Origin of the sequence: Pseudomonas fluorescens (assembly GCF_000968015.1) — a bacterium.
GTDB lineage: Bacteria > Pseudomonadota > Gammaproteobacteria > Pseudomonadales > Pseudomonadaceae > Aquipseudomonas > Aquipseudomonas fluorescens_W.
The window spans coordinates 122,384-145,470 of record NZ_LACH01000047.1 but is presented as its reverse complement, the minus strand read 5'-3'; the positions used below and the strand labels follow the sequence as shown (position 1 = coordinate 145,470).

Here is a 23,087-nt window from a genome sequence, read left to right as displayed (position 1 = left end):
CCGGCCATTGGGGCATTAGCCCCGTTTTTCGGGGCCGGGCAGGGGAGGCAGAAAAATGAAAACACTCACCACAGGACTGCTCGGTCTGCTGGTGCTGACCGGCGTCGTACAGGCCGATGTGTTCGTTTCCGTGGACGCCAAGGGCAGCTACGTTCTGTCCAATGTCCACCGTCCCGGCCGCACCTATGAACGGGTGATTCACGAGTCAGAACCCGCCCGGGTCAGCATGGATCAACAACCCCAGATGATTGCCCGGCAGCCCTATGCCGAGCTGGTTTCGGCGGCTGCCACGGCCAATGAATTACCGGCCGCGCTGTTGCATGCGGTGATCCAGGCCGAGTCCGCGTATGACTCCCGCGCGCGGTCACCCAAGGGCGCGGGCGGGTTGATGCAATTGATGCCTGACACCGCCCGGGAGTTGGGGGTGAAGAATGTCTACGACCCGAAAGCCAACATTCAGGGTGGCGCCAAGTACCTGAAGCACCTGATGACCCTGTTCGATAACGACATCAGCCTCGCCGTGGCGGCCTACAACGCCGGGCCGCAAGCGGTGCTCAGCCGTGGCGGGGTGATCCCGCCGTTCGCCGAAACCCAGCGTTACGTGCCCAGTGTCTTGCGCCAATACCGACGCTTGCAGGGCCTGGCCGCGGATGCGCCGTTGTGATTGGGGGTTTCCCCCATATGTGGGGCACCCGATCCGTACGCCGACCGAAGACCGCAATCGTCCCGTAGCAGCTGTCGAGCTTGCGTGCGGCTCTGTAGCAGCTGTCGAGCTTGCGAGGCTGCGTTCGGCTGCGCAGCAGTCGTAAACCTGAGCATGAGGTTTTCCTGAAACACCGTGTTGCCGGATCTCACGACGGCTGCGCCGCCGAACGCAGCCTCGCAAGCTCGACAGCTGCTACAGCCGAACGCTGACTTCGACGGTTGTCACGAATTTTGCGTTTTGGGGGAAGTTTCTTCAGCCCGGAAAGTGGGGGGAATGGGTGGGGAATATCCCCCGAGTTGTTAAGTCGTTCATATAAATGATTGAAAAATAACTAAAATATTTATGGCATGCGGATTGCTCAAGGGGATTTGTCGAGACTTATTCCTAATGAGTGCCACAGCGAGGCCCGTGATCATGACCGGCATACCCTACGCTCCGTCCTTGTTAAATCTGCTGCTGTTGGTGGCTTCGATGCTGGGCATCGAACTGGTTGAGGCCGCCGTGCGCTGCGAGCGCAATCTGGTGGCCAACGTCGTGGCGCTGGATCAGCCGCTGATGTTCAACCGCCTCGGCGCGCAGAACGCCAACGGCATGATGTTCGCCCTGCGCCGCGACGTGGTCGATGACCACGAGATGTCCTTGGCTCAGGGCGGGGCGGCGGTGCCGGGCAAAGTCTCGCTGCGGCCCGACAAGCGTCCGCGTCCACTGGTACTGCGCGTCGCTGCCGGTGACTGCCTGACCATCAACCTGCAGAACTTGCTCGCCTACCAGGCCAACCCCGGAAGCCATGAAAATGGAGGGGAGGAAGAGATTGAGGGCGAAGTCGCCATCGGCAACGAAGAAAACTTCAAAGTCGATGAGCAAGTCACCGACCGCCACGTCGGCTTCCAGGTCAACGGCATGCAAGCGGTCAACAGCATCGACGACATTGCGTCCTATACCGGGCGCAACGCCAATACCCTGATTGCCCCCGGCGCGAGCCGTTCCTACACCTTGTACGCCGAGCGCGAAGGGGCGTTTGCCGCCAGTAGCCGTGGCGCGACCTTCGGCGGTGAAGGGGATGCGGGCAACGTGGCCAACGGACTGTTCGGCCAAGTGGTGGTGGTGCCCAAGGGCGGTCGCACCTATCGCAACACCGTGACCGAAGAAGAGATGCGCCTGGCCAGCGTCGGCCGCACCCCGGCCGGTCAACCGATTGTCGATTACCAGGCGCGCTACCCGCAACGCGAGCCGTGGATCCGTGAAGGCAAGGCCGGCACGCCGATCATCAACATGGTCGACGGCAATGAAATCATTTCCAGCGAGAGCGACGCGATCGTGATGGGCAGCAACGCCGACGGCAGCTTCCCGCCGACGACTTATCCGCTGGAAGCCATCGGCAAACGCAACCCGGCGATCCCGAATCGTCTGGAACCGTTCCGCGATTTCGCCTCGCAGTTCCAGGATGAAACCGCCGCGACCCAGGCGTTCCCCGCTTACTGGGCGGATCCGGTGATGGCCCACGTGCTGGAGCCGACCCGCGATTCGTTCATGATCAACTATGGCTCCGGCGGCATGGGCGCCGAAGTGGTCGCCAACCGTTTGGGCGTCGGGCCGATGCACGATTGCCTGTCCTGCGCCTATGAAGAATTCTTCCTCAGCTCGCACACCGTCGGCGACGTGGCGATGCTGGTGGACGTGCCGGCCAACGCCGGCCTGGAAAACATTCGTCCCGGTGAAACACCGAGCGCCGATCAGGTCGGGGTCAAGGCGACCATGGCGCTTTACCCGTCCGAGCCGTCCAACGTCAACCACAGTTACATCGGTGACTTCATCAAATTCCGCAACACCCACAATGGCCACGAGCAGCACATTTTCCACCTGCACGGGCACCAGTGGTTGTTCAACCCCAACGACGACAACTCCGACTATATGGACGCCCAAGGCATCGGTCCGGGCGCCGGTTACACCTACGAAATCGCCAACGGTGGGTCGGGCAACCGCAACCGGGTCGCGGGCGATGCGATTTATCACTGCCACTTCTATCCGCACTTTGCCCAAGGCATGTGGAGCATGTGGCGGGTGCATGACGTCTTTGAAGAGGGCACCAAACTTGAGGTGTCCCAGCAAGGTGCCGACGGGTATCACAGCGAACCTTATGCACTGCGCAGCGGTAAACCGGCCGCTGGCGCCCGCGCCTTGCCCGATGGCGAGATCGTTGCGGGTACACCGATTCCAGCCGTTGTGCCGTTGCCAGGCAAAGCCATGCCGCCGATGCCGGGCAAAGTCGCGGTCGTGCCGAAAATCGGCGAAACCCTGGTGGCCGGTGGCGATGACGACGATGACGAGGAGGATGACGACGACGAACAACTCAGCGGCAACGGCGGTGCTAAGGCCATCGGTTCCCTGGCCCTGGTGGATCGCAGTGAAGCCAACCGCAATGCCGACGGCAGCCTGAAAAACCCTGGCTATCCGTTCTGGATCGGCGGCATGGAAAGCTCGGTCGGCCAACGCCCACCGACCCCACCGCTGGACATGCTCGACGCTGCCAAGGCGCAGGCCTTGAAAACCAGTGGCAACGCCTTGTGGGCCAATCTCGACCCGGCTCAGTCCGGTGGCTGGGACGGCGGCCTGGGGCGCCATTCTCTGGACGGTTTCTCCTCCGGTGGCCAGGCGCACACCATTACCACGTCCCTGGATTTCTCCAAGGAAGTGACACGCGCCAAGCCGATTTACATGCCGGAAGAGGGCACCGAAGTCGAACAGGCGGCCATGGCGTTCCATGCCAAAAAAGACCACCCAAGCTTCGCCGTGCTGCCCGGTAATCAAATCGTGGCGCGCAACTTCCGCACCAACGGCGCCTTGCCGATCGCGGGCGCACCGTATTACGAACCGTGCATGGATGACCGGCAAAAACGCCTGACCAGCAGCGCCGGCACCGGTGAGTTCAACAGCGGTGAACGGATTGACGGCCTGTCCTTCAGCGGTTCCTCGACGTTCACCGCCGACCGTCCACGGGTCTATAAAGCGGCGAACATTCAGTTCGATGCGGTCTACAACAAGGTCGGTTACCACTTCCCGCAAGCGCGCATTCTCGCGCTGTGGGAAGACGCCTGGCCGGTGATTACCAAGCAGCGTCCACCAGAGCCTTTGGTGATGCGCATGAACACCTTCGACTGCGTGCAGTATCAGCAAACCAACCTGGTGCCGGCTACTTATGAAATGGACGACTATCAGGTGCGCACGCCGACCGACGTGATCGGCCAGCACATTCACCTGCCGAAATGGGACCTGACGGCCGCCGACGGTTCGGCCAACGGCTGGAACTATGAAGACGGCGTGCTTTCCCCCGGTGCCGTGCAAGAACGCATCCACGCCATTCGCGAGTTCAACCAGTGCCAAGGCACCGATCCGCGTGACGGCACGCCGGCCTGTCCGAAAGCCAAGGCTCATCCGTTCTTCGGCCAATACGGCCGGGCCGACTGGGTCGGCGCGCGCACGGCGATGCAGCGCTGGTTTGCCGATCCGGTGGTGAACGCCAAAGGTGTCGACCGTGGCCTGGGAACCATTTTCACCCACGACCACCTCGGCCCATCGACTCACCAACAGATCGGTCTGTACGCCACCGTGTTGGCAGAACCGGCCGGTTCGACCTGGTTCCACGCCGAAACCGGCGAGCCGTTGTACAGCGGCGCGCGGCAGGACGGCGGGCCAACCTCGTGGCAAGCGGTGGTGGCCACCGGTGACCTGGACGGCGACGGCAAGAACGACAGTTTCCGTGAGTTCTTCCTCGAATACAGCGACTTCCAGCACGCCTATGAAGCCGGTGTGTACGTGGGCGCCGGCCCTAACGGCGTACCGAATGCGCAAGCCTTCCCGGCCACCGCTGACAGCTTCCGCTACGCAATCAACCCGCCGGTGCGCAAAGAAGCCGAGACCTTGCTTGAACAGGTGGTCGAAGCCCGCGGTGGACTGATGCCCGGTTGCCCAAGCCGGCCATGCCCACAAGCCATCTCGGTCGATGACCCTGGCATGTTCGTGGTCAATTACCGCAACGAACCGCTGGCCCTGCGGGTGTACGACCCGAACAAGGTCGGCCCGGACGGCAAGCGCGGCATGCAGGCCGACGGCCTCGGCGGCGACCTGGCGTACGCCATGCAAAGCCGTACCGACCGCGCCATCCCGGCGATGAACCTGGCGCCGAACCTGGTGACCGCGGCTACCGGTCCAACGGGCGGCACCACGTTGTTCCCGCCACACATCAACCGTGGCGGCGCCGAACCGGGTGACCCGTTCACTCCGATGCTGCGCACCTACACCGGTGACAACGTGCGGCTGCGGGTGCATGCCGGTGGTCACGAAGAAGAGCACAACGTGACCCTGCACGGCGTGAAGTGGCTGCAAAGCGGTTCCGGTTTCGGCAACAGCTCCAACTCAGGCTGGCGCTCGTCGCAAATGATCGGGATCTCCGAGCAGATGGGCTTCAATGCGCCGGTGTCGATGATCTCCAGCGCGGCCGCGACCACCGGGGATTACCTGTACTCGATGGACGCCTCCCTGGAAGGTTACTGGAGCGGGATCTGGGGCGTGATGCGCAACTACACGGCCCAACGCAGCGACCTGTTCGCGCTGCCGAACAACGCGAAACCGGCCGGTATGCGCAACACCGTGGCGTTCGATGGCATCTGCCCACGGATTGGCGCCAACCCCAATGGCATCGGCACCCGGCCGACGCCACAACGCAACTATGAAGTGGTCGCGGCACTGGCCAATGACATCCTTCGCAATCCGTTGAATCTGTCGATGGCTGATCCAGCCGGCATCGGGCAACACGTCGGCGGGGCGTTGAATCCGGCGGGCGGAACCCTGGTGTACAACTCGCGGGCAGTGAACATTCCTCAGGTTACGGTGAACGATCCTGAGGACGGGACGACCTTCACCATCGGCGGACAAAGCGGGCCACTGCATGACCCGACGGCGATTCTTTATGTGCGCAAGGGCGATCTCGATCCGATCACCGGCAAGCTCAAACCCGGTGTGCCGGTCGAACCGCTGGTGCTGCGCGCGGCGGCCGGTGATTGCATCAACATCACGCTGGAAAACCGTCTGCCCATGGTGATGCCGGATCTGACTCAGACGGCTACGGTGATGGGTATGGTCAAGCGTGACCGCAATGATGGCGAGGGCTCGACCACCTTCAGCAATAACCTGATGCGGCCATCCAGCACAGTGGGCCTGCACGCACAACTGCTGGCGTACGACATTACTAAATCCGACGGGACTAACGTCGGCACCAACCCGATCCAGACCGTGCCGCCACGTGTCGGCACTGTCGGCGCGTACCCGACGCGTACCTATCAGTACTACGCCGGGCACCTGGAGCGTGAAGGCAAACCGGTCACGCAATTGGGCCGCAGTGTCGACAACATCAACGCCACGGCGGTGGAGTTCGGCGGGTTGAATTTCACCCCGGCGGACGTCATCAAGCAACCGCAAAAAGGCCTGGGCGGGGCGATGAGCATTCTGCCGGTCGGCGCGACCTGGGTTGACGATGCACGCAAAGTCTCCGCGACGGTCACCGCACCGGGGCAGACCACCTACCGTGATTTTGCGATGGTCTGGCAGAAAGCGTTGAACATGCGCTGGGCCAATGGTCGTCCGGTGGAAGGTATTGCCTCGGAGGCCGGTGTACCGACCGATCCACAGGACAACTCGAGCATGGCCATCAACTACAAGACCGAACCCATGTGGTTCCGCTTCGGCCTGCCACCGGATGCGCCGTTTGGGCACGCCGACGGTCATGGTTACGGTGACGTGCCTAACGCACACATGGCCTTCAGCAATGCGCTGGTGGGAGGCGATCCGCAGACGCCAGTGCTTTATGTGAAACCGGGGCAACCGTTCCGCACCCACATCATGATGCCCACCGGCGGCAGCCGTGGCACGACCTTCCAACTCGATGGTCACGTCTGGTCGCTCAACCCGTTCCAGTCGGAGAAGAGCGATACCGGTGGCTATCCATTGGCTGCACCAGGGGTGGGCTCGGTGCGGTTCGGTTTCAACCCGATGTCGATGTACATCGGCGCCCACGAAAGCATCTTGCCGGCGGCGCACTTCAGCTTCATGCACCCAAGCGCCGGGGGCAGCAACGCGATACCGGGCGACTACCTGTTCCGTGACTACGGCGCCTACGGCAACACTGCCGGGCTTTGGGGATTGCTGCGGGTGACCAACGAACCTGAACCGGCTCCGGCACCGTAGGACAGGGATGGGGTGGTGGCTGGCACCACCCCTGTGGGAGCGAGCTTGCTCGCGATGGCGTCATTCGCCTCACCACGCAAAACCGAGGTGACTCCATCGCGAGCAAGCTCGCTCCCACAGGGGCACGTTGCGGCAGGCTCAGATCAGTAAGGGGAGAAGCATTATGAACAGGACCATCAAAATCGCCGGATGTGCACTGGTTGTAGGGTTGGTGCTGATCTGGCTGGGCGTATGGCGCACGACTCCCCCGGTCATGCTGAGCGAAGTCGCGCTGCCGGACACCTGGAGCGGCCAGGTGCTTGAGCGTGACGGGGTGTCGGTGGCGCTCGAAGTGCGGCCGCTGGCGCAGGACGGCGTGCTGCGCGAGGGTGGATTCGCCGACGTGCGCTTTCGGGTCACTGACAGCGCTTCGGGCCAGCCACTGTCGGGTGTCGCACCCGGTGCCTGGCTCGATCCGGAAACCGTCGCCGCCGACCAGGCCCAGGGCCGCGAACACAGCTGCAAATCCCGGGTCGGGGTGTTTCTGAAATCGAGCATTGGCGCGCGGCCGTTGCTCGATCTGAACAGCTACTTCCTGCTGGTGATGAACCGCGATGCCAGCGTCTCGGTGGTCGATCCGTCGGTGTCGGTGGGCGGCATCACCAGCACGATGGCGCGGATCGATATCAAGCAACCGCCGATGGATTGGGTCACGCCCAGAGACAACAAGCGGGCGTTCGTCTCGATGCCAACCGCTGATGAGATTGCGGTGATCGACAGCGAGCAATTCAAGTTGATTGACTCGGTGGCTGCCGGCAGCAACCCGGTACGGCTGGCATTGCAACCGGATGAGCGTCTGCTGTGGGTCGGCAACAACGCTAAGTCGGCCGAGGCGTCCGGGGTGACGGTGATCGACACGCGCAGCCTCAAGCCCCTCAAACACCTGGCCACCGGTGCCGGGCATCACGAAATTGCCTTCAGCAAGGACAGTCGTTTTGCCTTCGTCACCAACCGCGATGACGGCACGGTGAGTCTCATCGACATCGCCAGCCTGACCATCAGCAAGCAACTCAAGACCGGCTCGCACCCGTTGTCCGTGGCGTACTCGCCGCTGTCCCAGGCGGTGTATGTCGCCGATGGCAAGGACGGCACGGTGACCGTGGTCGACACCGCCAGCCTCGCGGTACGGCGGGTGATCAAGATGAAACAGGGCCTGGGCCCGATGGGTTTCAGCGCTGACGGTCGTTTTGGCATCGCACTCAACACCCTGGAGAACCAGGCCTCGGTAATCGACGCGGCCACCGACTCGTTGATCCATGAACTGGACGTGTCCGCCGAACCTTATCAAGTGGTGTACACCAAGGCCTACGCCTACATTCGCGGACTCGCCTCGGCCAAGGTCACGATGATCAATCTGTCGTCCTTGGGTGAAGGCCGCACGCCCATCAGCCAGGGCTTCGAAGCCGGGCCTCAGGCGCCACGGCTGGCCGGTGACTTGCCGCTGGCATCGAGCCTGGCGGTGTCGCGGGATGACAACGCGGTGTTTGTGGTCAACCCGGTGGACAACACCACCTACTTCTACGCTGAAGGCATGAACGCGCCGATGTCCGGCTACCCCAATCGTGGGCAAGTGGCGCGGGCGGCGATGGTCATCGACCGCAGCCTGCGCGAAGTCGAGCCGGGGCTGTACAGCGCCCGGATCAAACTGCCCGCTGCCGGACGCTACGACGTGGCCTTCCTGTTGAACCAGCCGAACATCATCCATTGCTTCACGGCTTTGGTTGAGCCCGATAAAACCTTCACCCGACACCCGGGGGTGCCGAAGGTGGAATTCATGCTCGGCACGTCCACGGCCGCCCTCGGCAGTCCTTACGTGGTGCGTTTTCGCATCGTTCAGGGCACGCAGAAGGCACAGCGCAGTGGGGTCAAGGACGTTCAGGTGCGCTACTTCCGGGCCCCGACGTCCCGGGTCCAGCAAGTCGCCGCGCAGGAAGTGGGCGACGGTGTTTATGAAGCCCCGGTGACCCTCGATCAGAACGGCGCCTGGTACCTGCACGTACGCGCGGCGTCGCTGGGCGCGAGTTTCGATGACAAGACTTTTGCCAGCGTTCGGGTCCTGCCCGGCGATGCCCACTAGAAAGGAGTTCCGCCATGAACCGATTCGCACACCGTGGACTGCTGACGTTCTGTCTGCTGGCCGCCGGTATCGGCCAGGCCCTGGCCCACTCGGCGGATGAACACGCCGGTCACGAAATGCCGGCCCAAAGCGCGCGTTCAGAAAGCGCCCAGGTCAAGTTCGCCGACGTGATGCTGGTGGACCAGAACGGCAAACCGGTGCGCCTGGAAAAGGACCTGGTGACCAACAAGATTGTGGTCATGAGCTTCATCTACACCAGTTGCACCACGGTGTGCCCGGTGGTGTCGTCAATCATGGGCAAGGTGCAAAAACAGCTGGGTGCCCGGGTCGGCGGCGAGGTGCAGCTGGTGTCGATCAGCATCGACCCGCAGCGCGATGACGCCAAACGCCTGAACGACTACGCCCGCAACTTCCAGAAAGGCCCGGGCTGGAGCTGGCTGACCGGCAGCTCGCAGTCGATCGACGAAACCCTCAAGGGGCTGGGCACTTTCAGTGGGGACTTCAAAAACCATCAGCCATTGATTCTGGTGGGGGATGGCAACAGCCGCCACTGGACCCGCTATTACGGCTTCACCGACCCGACGGTGCTGGCCCGTGAAGTGGAGAAACTCAGCGGTCAGCGCAACGTCCACGCCAAGCACACGGCCATCGCGATGGAGCAGCTGCCATGAGAGCCCTCGACTGGATCTCCCTGACGGTGTGCTTTTGCCTGTTCAGTTCGCTGGCGTCCGCCCACGAAGGGCACGAAGAGCCGGCACCGGCGGTGGCCGCCGTTGCCGCACCGCCCGGCTTGGTTACGGGCACTGGCACCCGCGATGCGAAAACCTGGTTCACCGACACGCCGTTGCAGGACCAGAACGGCGAGACCCTGCGTTTCTACAGCGACGCGCTGCAGAACCGCGTGGTGCTGCTCAATGTGATTTTCACGAGTTGCAACGATGCCTGCCCGCTGATCACCCGCAAGCTCAAGGAAGTGCGTGAGTTGCTGGGCGACAAGGCGGACGGCATCACGTTTATCTCCCTTACCAGTGATCCGCTGCGGGACACGCCAGCGGTACTCAAGGCTTACACCTTGAAGCAGGGCGTCGACGGCCCTCACTGGCTTTTTCTTACCGGCGACAAGGCACAGATGGACCTTGTATTGGGGCGCATCGGCCAGATCGTGCCGACCCCCGAGCAGCATTCAACACAACTGATCGTGGGTGACGTGGCCAATAAACGCTGGAGCAAAATCCGTCCCGATGCCCCGGCCGCCGCCATTGCCCAGCGCTTGCAGTTGCTGACAATGCCCGTGGCCGGTCGTTGAACCGTGCCATGAGAACTTCACTCGCTCTTGGCCTGCTACTGCTTGGCGGCTTGCATTTCGCCGCTGATGCGTTGCTGCTGAACCCTGACGAAAGCGCCGGCAAACGGCTGTATCGCGAGGGTGTGTCCGCGAGTGGCGAGCCAATCATGGCGCGGGTCGGGGCGGCGAACATAGTGTTGCCCGCCACCAGCCTGCCGTGTGCCAACTGCCACGGCGCCGATGGCCTCGGGCGGCCCGAAGGCGGGGTGCGACCGCCGGATCTCAGCTGGTCGCGGCTCACCAGCACCTACGGCCAGCAGCAAATCAATGGCCGTGCGTACCCGGCGTATACCGAAGGCACGTTGGCTCGGGCTATCCAGGAAGGGCGTGATCCGGGCAACAACCGGCTCGACCCGGCGATGCCGCGCTTCGTCCTGTCGATGAATGATCAGCGCAACCTCACGGCCTACCTCAAACGCGTGACCGAGGACCGCGACCCCGGCCTGACCCCTGACAGTCTGCACCTGGGCACCTTGTTGCCAAGCCAGGGGCCGTTGAGCGAGGAGGGCGCCACGGTGGCGGCGGTGCTCAAGGGTAGCGTGGCGCGAATCAACGAAGCGGGCGGGATTCATGGTCGGCAGTTGCGCCTGACCATCGTCGACCCGGGCCCGGACCGCGCCAGTGCCGAGCAGGCGCTGGATCAATTGATCGAGCAGGAACAGGTGTTCGCCCTGATCGCGCCGCTGGCACCGGCACTGGACTCGGACCTGGCCGCGCGCCTGGAACGGGCCGGCGTTCCGCTGATCGGACCGCTGTCATTACTGGGCACGGCGCAGGCCAGTCGACAGATTTTCGAACCGCTGCCGGGGTTGCGCGAGCAACTGATCGCCCTGGCCGATTACGCCACCGCTAATTTACGGGTGCTCCAGGGACCGACGCTGATCATTTACCCGGACGAACCCAGTCAACGGTTGGCGGCGCAGAGCCTTAGCCAGTACTTGCAGGATCACGACTGGCAAAAGGTCAATCTAAAAGCCTACGACTCGGCGCAAGACGAATTGCCACTGGGCTCGCGGTCGGTGTTTTACCTGGGCAGCGGCGGCGGTTTCAGTCGCCTCGCCGAGCGCTTGCAGGCGGCGGGGCAGGTGCCTTATCTGTTCGCTGCGTCGAACCAGGTGGCGGGTGATCTGTTGCAGGTGCCCAGTGATTTTTCCCGGCGGGTGTTTCTGGCTTATCCGTTCGTGCCCAGTGACTGGACACTGGCCGGACGCCTGGCCCTGACCCAATTGCGCGAACGCCAGGGGCTCGGCGGTCAGCATGCGATGCTGCAAGTCGGCGCGTTCAGTTCGATGTTGCTGTTCAGCGAAGGCATGAAACAGGCCGGGCGCGACGCCAGCCGCGAGAAACTCATCAGTGCGCTGGAAGGTCTGCATGACTTCGATACCGGGCTGACCCCGCTGATCAGCTTCGGTCCGGGCCGCCGCCTCGGCTTGCGTGGCGCGCATATCGTGACCGTGGACTTGCCCGACCAGCGCTTTTATCTGGTCGCACCCTATAAACCCATTGTCGCTACACCCTGACTGGAGGTCTCGATCATGGCGCTCAAGACTCTGTTGTTCCTGCTCACGCTGTGGGTTTCCGTGGCGTTCTGCAGCAATGGCCCGGCCGCCGCGCGGGTCAATGGCGAGGAAATTTCCGCGTTTCGCCTGGAGCGTTATTTCGCCGAATACCTGGAGGATCAGGGCCGGGCGGTGGGCAACATCCGCAACCCCAAGGCCTACAAACAATTACGTCAGGCGGCACTGACAGCCTTGATTGACAAAGAATTGCTGTGGCAGGAAGCCGTCAAGCGTGGGGTGGTGGTCAGTGACGCGGTGGTGCAACGCCAGGTCGATCAGACCCGGCAGGCCATGGGCGGTGCCGACGTGTTCGCCCGGCGCCTGGAAGACGCCGGTTTCGACGAAGTCGGTTACACCGAGTACACCCGCCGTGAGCTCGCGGCCCGGCAAGTGTTTGCCGACCTCACGCAGGTCGTCGGGCCTGACGAAAAACAGGTCCGTGCGTTCTATGAAGAGCATCGCGCCGAGATGAGCCGGCCGGAACACATCCAGGCACGGCACATCCTGATCAAAGTGCCTCAAGACGCGGATGCCGCCACGGTTGAAACCGCCCGGCTACGCTTAGAGGAGATGCGTGTAAAAATCAGTGCGGGTGAGGATTTTGCCAGTGTGGCCCGGGCCGGTTCCGAAGACGCTTCCGCTAGCGAGGGCGGTGATCTGGGCTATTTTCCTCGTGGGCGGATGATGCCTGAATTCGAAGCGGCGGCTTTTGCCCTGGCACTGGGGGCTGTCAGTACACCGGTGCGTACACCGCTGGGCTGGCATTTGATCTACGTGCAGAACAACTTGGAGGCGACCGATGTCTCAGAGGTGCAAGGGCTTGAAATGGTCCGGGCTTACCTCGCCCGACAGCAACAGGCTCAGGCTCGTCTACAGGTTCTCGCGCAACTGCGATCAAGCAGTCGAATCGAACGGGTTGACGATGATTGAAGGTTCCCCCCCCAATAGTGGGGAAATGCTTCAAGGTACATCCGAGTGCTTCCCCGCCTTTGGGGGATGGAGTTTCTGGACGAAATGGTTTTTTCATGAAAATCAAAGACGTGCAACGGTAAAAAACCGACGCTCAGCCTGGCATGAAGTGTGCGTTAGCCTCAGTGAAGGCGCGTACTCCCAGGGCTGGAACATCGGACCTGCGGCTTCAAGGAGTCGACCTTGTTAAACAAAATACTGGTTGTCGAAGACGAACAGCTGCTTGCCGAAAACCTCAAGGATTACCTTCAGGCGCAAGCGCTGGAAGTCCGGATAGCTCACGACGGTGCGATGGCAATCGGCGAGGCCGAGCGTTTTTCACCCGATGTGATGGTGTTCGATTACCGCTTGCCCGACATGGAAGGCTTTGAGGTGCTCGATGCTGTCCGCCAGAACAGGAAGTGTCATTTTGTGCTGATTACCGGGCACCCAACCGCTGAAGTCTGTGAGCGGGCCCGGCAACTGGGAGTCAGCCATATCCTGTTCAAACCGTTTCCATTGGCGGAATTGGCCCGAGCAGTCTGCGACCTTCTGGGGATGGAGCGCGAACCCAAAGCAGGCATGAGCAATTCGCAAGGTTTTGTCGAACGACGCCAGAGCAGGTCCGAGAGTTTCCCGCTGCAGTTGTACGACGGCAGTTGGGTGCTGGTAGATCGTCGACGAAACACATCGACCTCCAACGCACCAGACGACGAACAATTGCTCACCGGGGAGTAGTGGCGCGACAAGACGTTCCGGCATCCGCCGCAATGGCCTGCCGCGTCGACAGGGCTCAAAGCCCCCGGCGTTGGAGAGCATGCCATGGACCGTCTATTCCTTGCCGTCGAACCGGCGCTGTTGGACTGTGTACCGTCTCGCTTTTCCAGTGAACAACTGGCCCAGGCACGCGCCCTGGCCGCCAGTTCCGGCGAACGGGTACTGGAAGCCCTCGGGGGGTTGTGCGAACTGGCCCCCATGCCCTTCATCCAGTGCCTCGGCGCGACCCTGCATTATCCGGTGCTCGACACCGACAGCCTGTTCAAAGCCACCCCGGTGTTCGACCGGGTCACACTGGCCCAATGCCTCAAGCGTGAATTCATCCTGCTGCGTCACGACGATACGGTCATTGGCGTCTTTGCCGACCCCTTCGATACTTCACGCCTGGCCTGGATCGACGACTGCCTGCACGGCGCGCCGCTGTACCTGGTGCATGCCGACGACCTGAAGGCCTACCTGGCACGCCACGAAGAGAGCTTCCACGCGGTGGAATCGCTCAATGCCCAGGCCGACGCCAATGTCGAAACCGATACCCTGCAAAGCCTGTCCCTGACCAGCATCAGCGAGGACGCCAGCGTCGTCGTCAAACTGGTCAACTCGACCCTCTACGACGCGCTGAAAATGCACGCCAGCGATATCCATCTGGGCACCACCGGCAGCGGCCTGGTGATCAAGTACCGGATCGATGGCGTGCTGAACAACATCAGCAAAATCCAGGGCAGCGAATTTGCCGAGCAAGTGATTTCCCGGGTCAAGGTCATGGCCGAACTGGACATCGGCGAAAAACGCGTGCCCCAGGACGGTCGCTTCAAGATCGGCATCAGTGGCCGGCAGATCGACTTTCGGGTGTCGATCATGCCGAGCATTTTCGGCGAAGACGCGGTGCTGCGGGTCCTCGACAAACAGGACCTGGCGGACAAGGTCTGCGGCGTGCAGTTGCAAGCCCTGGGCTTCGAAGAAGAAACCCTGCGTCATCTGCGTCGGCTGGCGGCCGAACCTTACGGCATGGTGCTGGTGACCGGCCCCACCGGTAGCGGCAAAACCACCACGCTGTACGCGATGATCACCGAGATCAACCACGGCGTGGAAAAGATCATCACCATTGAAGACCCGGTGGAATACCAACTGCCAGGCGTGCTGCAAATCCCGGTCAACGAAAAGAAGGGCCTGACCTTCGCCCGTGGTTTGCGCTCGATCCTGCGCCATGACCCGGACAAGATCATGGTCGGTGAAATCCGCGACCCCGACACCGCGCAGATCGCCGTGCAATCAGCGCTCACCGGGCACCTGGTGTTCACCACCATTCACGCCAACAACGTGTTCGACGTGATCGGCCGCTTCACCCAGATGGAAATCGACCCTTACAGCCTCGTGTCGGCACTCAATGCGGTGCTGGCCCAGCGGCTGATCCGACTGGTCTGCTCCAGTTGCAGCGCGCCGGCTTACCCGACCGATGAAGAATTGCGCCTCTCCGGTCTCGATCCGCAACAGGTCGATCACTACCACTTTGTCCACGGCAAGGGCTGCGGTCATTGCCGGGGCACCGGTTACCGCGGGCGCACGGCGATTGCCGAACTGCTGCACCTCGACGACGAGCTGCGGCAAATGATCGTCGAGCGCCAACCCATTTCGAAAATCAAGGCCCTGGCGTGCAGCCGTGGCTTGCGCCTGTTGCGCGAGTCGGCACTGGAACTGGTTGCAGAGGGGCGGACCACGCTCGAGGAGATCAATCGTGTCACTTTTATCTCGTGATCGTTTTGTCGCCGTGCTCGGCGCCAGCGGTGTCGGTCTGGGCCAGCGCCGTGGCAGTGAAACCTTGTGGCTGGGCAGCGTCGGTTTTATCGACGAAGGCTTCCATGCCTGGGCCGTGGCGCTGGAAACACTCGACTGTCTGCTGGGCGAACACACCCGTCCCGGTGCCGAATTGAGTGTGGTGATCTCCGGGCACTTCAGCCGCTTTTGTCTGGTGCCCTGGAGCGAACAGATCGGCAGCCCTGCCGAATTGCTCGGGTTTGCCCAACTGTGTTTCGAAGACCTTTATGGCGTACCGACCCAACCCTGGAGCATGGTGCTGTCGGCTGAGCCGGCGGGTTATGACCGGGTCGCCACCGCGCTGCCGCAAGACTTGCTGACGCATCTGCGCACGCTGGTCACGGGGCGTGGCCTGCGCCTGCGCTCGGTGCAGCCGTACCTGATGGCGGCGTTCAATCACTTCGATAAAAGCTTCGACGCCGGCGACTTCCTGTTCGTCGTCGCTGAGCCAGTGCGCAGTGTTTTGTTGCTGGCGCGGGAAGGGCGCTGGGCGGCGGTGCGTTCGGTGGGTAGCAGCGACAGCGACGTCGCGCTGACCGCGTTGATCGGTCGTGAAAGCCAATTGCAGGCGTCCACCAGCGAGCGGCCGCTGAACGTTTACCTGCACGCGCCGGCACGCTTTGACTCGCCTCCTGACGTACCCGGTGTGCACCTGCGCACCCTCGAAGAAGGCCGGACATCCGTACGCGATGGCTTGTACGTCATGTCCCGGGCGGTGGCCTGACATGCGCGCCCTGATGCTCGACTTCCAGCCGCGCCGTCGCTCGGGCCCTTTGGGCTGGAGCCTGCTGGCCGGTGGCGTGGTGCTGACGCTGACCTGCGTGCTGGTTCAGCAGCACCTCAGCGAACAGGCCGCGCAACAGCAAGGCCACTTGCAAACCACTCAGCGCGTACTCACCGGCGACACGGGCGGCAAGGTCAGCCTGACCCCGGCCGAAACCCGCGAACAGGCGCACAACCTGGCCGAGATGCGCAAAGTGTCCCAGCAATTGCGCCGGCCTTGGGAGCGTCTGTTCGCCATGCTCGAAGCCATGCCCCGGGACGACATTGCGTTGTTGACCCTGACCCCGGATGCCCGCAAAGGCCAGGTGCGAATCAGCGCCGAAGCACGGGATCTGGAAGCCATGCTCGACTTCCACCGCAGCCTCGAAGCCAGCGATGAGCTGTCCGATGTGTCGCTGCTCAGCCACGAAATCGTCGCGAACGTGCCGGAACACCCGGTGCAATTCAACCTGTCGGCTAGCTGGGAGATTGGCGATGCAAATCCCTAGATTGATCGTCCACGAATACCTGCAAGGCTTGGGCATTCCCGGCTTGGCGGGGCTGGCGATGTTGCTGCTGGCGCTGGTGTATGGCCTGGCGGGCCTGTTGCCTGACTGGCAGTCGCTGCAGACGCTTAGCCAGCAGACGCGCGAAGCCGGCGAATACCTGGCCAAAGTCGAAGACGGCAGTATCGCCGCGCCGGTGGTGCCGCAACGTCAACTCGACGATTTCCGCAGCAAGTTGCCGTCCCAGCCACAGGCCACCGTGGCCATCGACAAGATTTACGCACTGGCGGCTCAGGAGCACATCACCCTGGCCCGTGGCGAATACTCCCTGGGCATCGACCCCAAGACGCACCTGGCCCGTTATCAGATTCTGCTGCCGGTGCGCGGCAGCTACCCGCAACTGCGGCGCTTCCTGCACGCCTTGCTCGGCCAGTTGCCGGCGGTGGTGGTGGAGGACGTGGAGTTCCAGCGTAAAAAAATCGCCGACACCGACCTGACCGGGCGGATCCGCATGACCCTTTACCTGTCGAGGTCATGATGAATACCAAGCGCGTAGTGGGGTGGGTGGCGTTCTTCGGCGTGGCGGCGGCGCTGACCTGGTTGCCTGAATACTTCACGTCGTCAGAGGAGGGCGATGCTCCGGTGGCCGCCGTGGCCACCCCGACCAACAGCAAAACCCGTGGTGTGCTGCCGGCCGCATCTGCCGGTAAAACACCGGCAGTGATCAAGGACCTGAGCCCGGTGGGCGACCTGTTCGCCGCCCGCAGCTGGAAGGTTGAGCCACAGCTCGCCACCGTCAACGAACAACCCCTCAACCTGACCCCGGTGGTGCAAGTCCCCACGGCACCACCGATGCCTTTCCAGTTCATTGGCAAACTGAATGACCGTTCCGACCTGCAAGTGTTTTTGCAGAACGGCGAAAAAATATACGTCGTGCGCAAGGGGGATGTGATCGACGACACCTGGCGGATCGAGGGGATTTCCGACGTGGAACTCAGCTTTGTCTACCTGCCTCTGCATTTGTCTCAGACTTTGTCTGTGGGGAGCACGCAATGAACAGAACCCGTTTGCTGATGAACCTTTGCCTTTGTGCAGGACTGGCCGCGTGCAGTTCGGCGCAGGTTGCCAAGCAAGAGGCGACCGACCTGATGGAGTCGGGGCAATATGAAGCTGGCCTGGCCCGCATCGAGGAAGGGTTGAAGGAAAACCCTCGCGACACTGAGCTGCACCTGGCCCTGAACAGCGGCCGTGCTCGTGCAGTGACGGCGCTGTTGACCCAGGGCGACATGGATCGCGCCCAGCGTGATTTCGCGTCTGCCCGCCAGGCTTTCGGCCGGGTATTGACCATCGAACCGAACAACCGCCGTGCTCAGGACTCGCTGCGCCAGCTCGATCACATGCGCAGCCTGGATGAAAAACTCGAACTGGCCCGTGGTGACCTGCGTCGCGGTGACATCTACGGTGCCGACCGCCAGGTGAAACAGATCCTCGAACTGGACCCGACGAATGAAGGGGCGCTGGAGCTGCAAAGCGACGTCCGCCTGGTGCAAAGCCGCAACGTGATTCCGTATCCACAACTGCGGACCCGTCTCGATCGGCCGGTGACCCTGGAATTTCGCGAAGCCAACCTGAAAACCATCTTCGAAGTGTTGTCGCAGGTCGCCGGTTTGAATTTCATCTTCGACAAGGACCTGCGCCCGGACATGAAAGCCACCATTTTCGTGCGTGACGTGCGCATCGAAGACGCGGTGGAACTGCTGCTGCAACAGAACCAGCTGCACCAGAAAGTGGTGAACGAAAACACCTTGCTGATCTACCCGGACTCACCACAGAAGCTCAAGGATTACCAAGAGCTGGTGATGCGCACCTTCTACCTGACCAGCATCGATGCCAACACCGCGCTGAACATGATCAAGACCATGCTCAAGACCCGCGATGTGTTCGTCGACGAACGCCTCAATACCCTGACCATGCGCGACTCTGAAGACGCTGTGCGCATGGCTGAAAAACTCCTGCAATCGCAGGACCAGTCCAACCCTGAAGTGGTGCTGGAAGTGGAGGTGATGGAAGTCGCCACCCAGCGGATTCTCGACCTTGGCCTGCAATGGCCGAACACCTTCGGCGTGGTCAACAGCGACGGCTCGGCCGTGACCCTGCTCGATCAACTCAAAGGCATCAACTCCAGCCGGATCTCCATCTCGCCGTCGCCGCAGGCCAAGATCAACGCCCAGGACAATGACATCAACACCCTGGCCAGCCCGGTGATCCGCGTCAGCAACCGCGAACAGGCGCGCATCCACATTGGTCAGCGCGTACCGATCATCAGCGCCACCTCGGTGCCTTCGACTCAAGGGCCGGTGATCACCGAAAGCGTCACCTACCTTGATGTCGGTCTTAAACTTGAAGTACAGCCGACCGTGCACCTGAACAACGAAGTGGCGATCAAAATCGCCCTGGAAGTGAGTAACGCCACGCCGCTGGAGCCGACCCGCCAGGGCACGATTCCGGTTCAGGTCGATACCCGTAACGCCCAGACCACCCTGCGTCTGCATGACGGCGAAACCCAGATCCTCGCCGGCCTGATGCGCAACGACCATGGCGCCACCGGCAACAAAATCCCCGGCCTTGGCGACATTCCAGGTCTTGGCCGCTTGTTCGGCAGCAACAAGGACACCGTCGGCAAGTCGGAGCTGGTGCTGTCGATCACGCCACGGATCGTGCGCAACCTGCCGTACCAGAGCCCGTCGGACATGGAGTTCACCACCGGTACCGAAACCAGCATGCACATTCAGGCGCCGGACCGCCGCATGGAAACGCCGATCCAGAACGAACACATCGATCGGCCGGTTGCTTCCACTTCCACCACTGTTGTCGTCAAGAAGCCTTGATCATGAACGCCTCGCAACGTGGTTTTACCCTGATCGAAGTCGTGGTGACGCTGGCCCTGATCGGCTTGCTGGCCGGCATGGCCGCGCCGCTGACCGAGACCGTGGTGCGCCGGGGCAAAGAGCAGGAATTGCGCACAGCGCTGTATCAGATTCGCGATGCCATCGACGCCTACAAACGTGCATTCGACGCCGGCTACATCGAGAAATCCCTGAACAGCAGCGGCTACCCGCCGAACCTGCAAGTGCTGGTGGACGGTGTGCGCGATGTGCGCAGCGCCAAGGGCGCCAAGTTCTTCTTTTTACGGCGCGTACCTCATGACCCGCTGGCGCCGGTCAAGCGTGACGACGAAGGTGGCTGGGGCATGCGCTCCTACGACAGTACGGCTCAAAATCCGCGCGAAGGCGAAGACGTTTTTGACGTCTACTCCAAGGCGCGCGGCAAGGGTCTGAACGGCATCGCCTACCGGGAGTGGTGAAATTATGCGTCGGGAAAAGGGTTTTACCCTGCTGGAACTGATGGTGGTCATGGCAATCATCGCCACCCTGATGACCATCGCCTTGCCACGCTATTTCAACAGCCTCGAGGTCTCGAAAGAGACCACGCTGCGCCAGAGCCTGTCGGCCATGCGCGAAGCACTGGACCACTACTACGGCGACACCGGGCGTTATCCCGACTCCCTCGAACAACTGGTCGAGCAGCGTTATCTGCGCAACCCGCCGATGGACCCGATTGCCGAACGCAAAGACCTTTGGGTGCTGGTGGCGCCGCCTGACGGCGTGCCGGGCGGAGTCGCCGATATCAAAAGCGGGGCCACAGGGAGGGCGCGTGATGGCAGCCTTTATTCCGAGTGGTAAGCCCTCGAACGAGGCCGGGTTCACTTACCTGGGCGTGCTGTTTCTGATCATGCTGATGGGCCTGGGTCTGGCCAGTGCCGGCGAGTTGTGGTCCACCGCGTCGCGCCGTGATCGTGAACGCCAGTTGCTCTGGGTCGGCACTCAATACGCTCAGGCATTGCGCAGCTATTACCGCAGTTCACCTGGCCTGGCCCAGTACCCGAAAGAGCTGGCGGATCTGTTGCAGGACGAGCGTTTTCCGTCGCCCAAACACCACTTGCGCAACCTCTACCCGGACCCGATTGGGGGGGGCGAATGGACGTTGATGCGCGGTTTTGACGGGCGCATCACCGGCCTCAACAGCCCCTCCACGGACACGCCGCTCAAGCAGGCGGATTTCCCCAGTCAATGGTCGGACTTCACCGGCATGGCGAGCTACAAGGACTGGCAGTTCGTGGCCGAGAAAGCCTTCCTCGATGGCGCGTCGGCGCCTAAAGGCCAATCCCAAACGCCTCAGGCACTGGGGCAGTGACGCCATGAACAGACACTGGCTACCGACCCTGGCCCTGATGCTGATGACGTCCTTCGCCTCGGCCGCCGAAGAAGACGAAATGCTGGGTTTTATCGTCGACGACACGATCTCGCACATCGGCCACGACTTTTACTACTCGTTCAGTGAACGCCTGCGCGCCACCAGTCCGATGGACTTCAACCTGGTGGTGCGTGAACGACCTTCGGCACGCTGGGGCAGCCTGGTGACCGTGGAGTATCAGCAACGCCTGGTTTATCGGCGCTTCCTGCCGCCGAACACCGTGGAGTTGAAGGACGAGGCCTATGAGGCTGCCGATCTGGTCCGCGTGCAGATCGTCCAGCGCAGGCTGGAAGCCTTGTTACAGGACACCACCGACCTTGAGAGGGACGAACTATGAGTACTGGAACTTTCTCGAAACGCACGGGCATGTGGTTATTGGGGCTGGGCAGCTGTGGGCTGGTCCAGGCCACGGAGCTGGTCTACACGCCGATCAACCCCTCGTTTGGCGGCAACCCGTTGAACGGGACCTGGTTGCTCAACAACGCCCAGGCGCAGAACGATTACGACGACCCTGACTTGAAGAACCGTACCAGCGCGGCCGGCACGTCGGCCCTGGAACGCTTCACCAGTCAGCTGCAATCACGGCTGCTAGGGCAGTTGATGGACAACATCTCCGCAGGCAATGCCGGGAGCCTGACCACTGACGCTTTTGTTGTGAACGTCATCGACGACTCCGGTGCACTGACTATTGAAGTGACCGACCGAGCGACCGGTGAAGTTTCCGAAATCCAGGTGAATGGCCTGGCCCCTTGACGGGGACATGGATCGATGGGGAGTTAAGGACATGAAAAAAATAATAGCGCTGGGGCTGATGTTGGCGGCATTGCAAGGGTGCAGTTTGCGCGAGCCGGTGGGGGCCGAGCAGGACACCGAATCACCGACCCTGACACCTCGGGCGTCGACCTATTACGACTTGCTGAACATGCCTCGACCCAAGGGGCGGTTGATGGCGGTGGTGTATGGCTTCCGGGATCAGACCGGGCAGTACAAACCGACCCCGGCCAGTTCGTTTTCCACCAGCGTGACCCAGGGCGCGGCAAGCATGTTGATGGATGCGTTGCAGGCCAGTGGCTGGTTTGTGGTGCTGGAACGTGAAGGGCTGCAGAACCTGTTGACCGAACGCAAGATCATTCGCGCCTCGCAGAAAAAGCCGAATACGCCGGTGAATATCCAGGGTGAGTTGCCACCGTTGCAGGCGGCCAATTTGATGCTTGAGGGCGGGATTATTGCCTATGACACCAACGTGCGCAGCGGCGGGGAAGGGGCGCGATATTTGGGGATCGATATTTCCCGGGAGTATCGGGTGGATCAGGTGTCGGTGAATCTTCGTGCGGTGGATGTGCGCAGTGGGCAGGTGTTGGCCAATGTGATGACCAGCAAGACTATTTACTCTGTCGGGCGCAGTGCGGGGGTGTTCAAGTTTATCGAGTTCAAGAAGTTGCTGGAGGCTGAGGTCGGGTACACCACGAATGAGCCGGCGCAGTTGTGTGTGTTGTCGGCGATCGAGGCGGCCGTTGGGCATTTGCTGGCGCAGGGGATTGAGCGGCGGTTGTGGCAGGTGGCCGGGGATGGTTCTTCGCCTGATAACAATGCGACGCTTGACCGTTATTTGACTCAGAACAAGGTTGTGCCTGAGGGTGAGGAAGAGTGAGCCGAGGCGGCCTTCGGGCCGACCTGGCTCTTTCAGATGTCCCCAGATCACCTGTGGGAGCCGAGCTTGCTCGCGATGGCGGCCTGACAGCCGACCAACCTCCTCCAGATGTACCCAGTCCAACTGTAGGAGCGAGCCTGCTCGCGATGGCGGCCTGATAGCCGACCTGTTTCTTTCAGGAGTACATATCCATTTCTGCGGTAACGGCCATTTACGGTTTCGCTCTTACAGCGAGTCACTTTTTCAAACGACAAAAAGTAACCAAAAGTCTTCGCCCCGAGCGTCCGGCCCCTCGCTTAGGCTCGGCGTTCCTTCGTTCCGGTATCCATACGGGGACACTGCCCTCCGGTC

Annotated in this window: 20 protein-coding genes; all 20 read left to right on the top strand. The window is 61.9% G+C overall.

Annotated elements, in window-relative coordinates; all coding sequences use genetic code 11:
* Positions 1-55: 55 nt before the first annotated feature.
* Positions 56-664 (top strand): lytic transglycosylase domain-containing protein, encoded by a 609-nt coding sequence (locus VD17_RS20900; RefSeq protein WP_046055452.1) that lies wholly within the window; start codon positions 56-58, stop codon positions 662-664.
* Between the two features lie 456 nt (positions 665-1,120).
* Positions 1,121-6,946 (top strand): manganese-oxidizing multicopper oxidase MnxG, encoded by a 5,826-nt coding sequence (gene mnxG / locus VD17_RS20895; protein ID WP_046055451.1) that lies wholly within the window; start codon positions 1,121-1,123, stop codon positions 6,944-6,946.
* A gap of 163 nt (positions 6,947-7,109) precedes the next feature.
* Positions 7,110-9,062 (top strand): cytochrome D1 domain-containing protein, encoded by a 1,953-nt coding sequence (locus VD17_RS20890; RefSeq protein ID WP_046055450.1) that lies wholly within the window; start codon positions 7,110-7,112, stop codon positions 9,060-9,062.
* Between the two features lie 14 nt (positions 9,063-9,076).
* Positions 9,077-9,733 (top strand): SCO family protein, encoded by a 657-nt coding sequence (locus VD17_RS20885; protein WP_046055449.1) that lies wholly within the window; start codon positions 9,077-9,079, stop codon positions 9,731-9,733.
* Positions 9,730-10,368, top strand: a complete 639-nt coding sequence (locus VD17_RS20880) for an SCO family protein (RefSeq protein ID WP_046055448.1) — start codon at positions 9,730-9,732, stop codon at positions 10,366-10,368. Before VD17_RS20885 ends, VD17_RS20880 begins: the two co-directional genes overlap by 4 nt.
* An 8-nt stretch (positions 10,369-10,376) precedes the next feature.
* Positions 10,377-11,927: a cytochrome c/ABC transporter substrate-binding protein gene (locus tag VD17_RS20875; protein ID WP_046055447.1), complete on the top strand. Its 1,551-nt coding sequence runs from the start codon at positions 10,377-10,379 to the stop codon at positions 11,925-11,927.
* A 15-nt stretch (positions 11,928-11,942) separates the two neighbouring features.
* Positions 11,943-12,896 (top strand): peptidylprolyl isomerase, encoded by a 954-nt coding sequence (locus tag VD17_RS20870; RefSeq protein WP_046055446.1) that lies wholly within the window; start codon positions 11,943-11,945, stop codon positions 12,894-12,896.
* 222 nt (positions 12,897-13,118) lie between these two features.
* Positions 13,119-13,652: a response regulator gene (locus tag VD17_RS20865; protein ID WP_046055445.1), complete on the top strand. Its 534-nt coding sequence runs from the start codon at positions 13,119-13,121 to the stop codon at positions 13,650-13,652.
* Between the two features lie 84 nt (positions 13,653-13,736).
* Positions 13,737-15,443, top strand: coding sequence for a GspE/PulE family protein (locus VD17_RS20860; protein WP_046055444.1), 1,707 nt, complete (start codon positions 13,737-13,739; stop codon positions 15,441-15,443).
* Complete coding sequence (locus tag VD17_RS20855; protein WP_046055443.1) at positions 15,424-16,227, top strand: hypothetical protein; 804 nt, start codon at positions 15,424-15,426, stop codon at positions 16,225-16,227. The genes VD17_RS20860 and VD17_RS20855 overlap by 20 nt, the downstream gene beginning before the upstream one ends.
* Before the next feature lies 1 nt (position 16,228).
* Positions 16,229-16,774 carry a PilN domain-containing protein gene (locus VD17_RS20850; protein WP_046055442.1) on the top strand — a complete coding sequence of 182 codons (546 nt, stop codon included), beginning with the start codon at positions 16,229-16,231 and terminating at the stop codon, positions 16,772-16,774.
* Positions 16,761-17,309 (top strand): GspMb/PilO family protein, encoded by a 549-nt coding sequence (locus tag VD17_RS20845; protein ID WP_046055441.1) that lies wholly within the window; start codon positions 16,761-16,763, stop codon positions 17,307-17,309. The genes VD17_RS20850 and VD17_RS20845 overlap by 14 nt, the downstream gene beginning before the upstream one ends.
* Complete coding sequence (locus tag VD17_RS20840) at positions 17,309-17,827, top strand: hypothetical protein (RefSeq protein ID WP_046055440.1); 519 nt, start codon at positions 17,309-17,311, stop codon at positions 17,825-17,827. Before VD17_RS20845 ends, VD17_RS20840 begins: the two co-directional genes overlap by 1 nt.
* Complete coding sequence (locus VD17_RS20835; protein WP_046055439.1) at positions 17,824-19,659, top strand: secretin N-terminal domain-containing protein; 1,836 nt, start codon at positions 17,824-17,826, stop codon at positions 19,657-19,659. Before VD17_RS20840 ends, VD17_RS20835 begins: the two co-directional genes overlap by 4 nt.
* A 2-nt stretch (positions 19,660-19,661) precedes the next feature.
* Entirely contained in the window at positions 19,662-20,135 is a 474-nt protein-coding gene (locus VD17_RS20830) for a type II secretion system protein (RefSeq protein WP_046055438.1), read from the top strand.
* A 4-nt stretch (positions 20,136-20,139) separates the two neighbouring features.
* Positions 20,140-20,514: a type II secretion system protein gene (locus tag VD17_RS20825; protein WP_046055437.1), complete on the top strand. Its 375-nt coding sequence runs from the start codon at positions 20,140-20,142 to the stop codon at positions 20,512-20,514.
* The gene (locus VD17_RS20820; protein WP_046055436.1) at positions 20,489-21,025 is read left to right on the top strand and encodes a type II secretion system protein; all 537 of its coding nucleotides are present in this window, start codon (positions 20,489-20,491) and stop codon (positions 21,023-21,025) included. The genes VD17_RS20825 and VD17_RS20820 overlap by 26 nt, the downstream gene beginning before the upstream one ends.
* Before the next feature lie 4 nt (positions 21,026-21,029).
* A complete protein-coding gene (gene csgE / locus VD17_RS20815; RefSeq protein WP_046055435.1) occupies positions 21,030-21,422 on the top strand; it encodes a curli production assembly/transport protein CsgE in 393 nt (130 codons plus the stop codon).
* A complete protein-coding gene (locus VD17_RS20810; protein ID WP_046055434.1) occupies positions 21,419-21,838 on the top strand; it encodes a curli assembly protein CsgF in 420 nt (139 codons plus the stop codon). Before csgE ends, VD17_RS20810 begins: the two co-directional genes overlap by 4 nt.
* A 31-nt stretch (positions 21,839-21,869) precedes the next feature.
* A complete protein-coding gene (locus VD17_RS20805) occupies positions 21,870-22,736 on the top strand; it encodes a CsgG/HfaB family protein (RefSeq protein ID WP_046055433.1) in 867 nt (288 codons plus the stop codon).
* Positions 22,737-23,087: the final 351 nt, after the last annotated feature.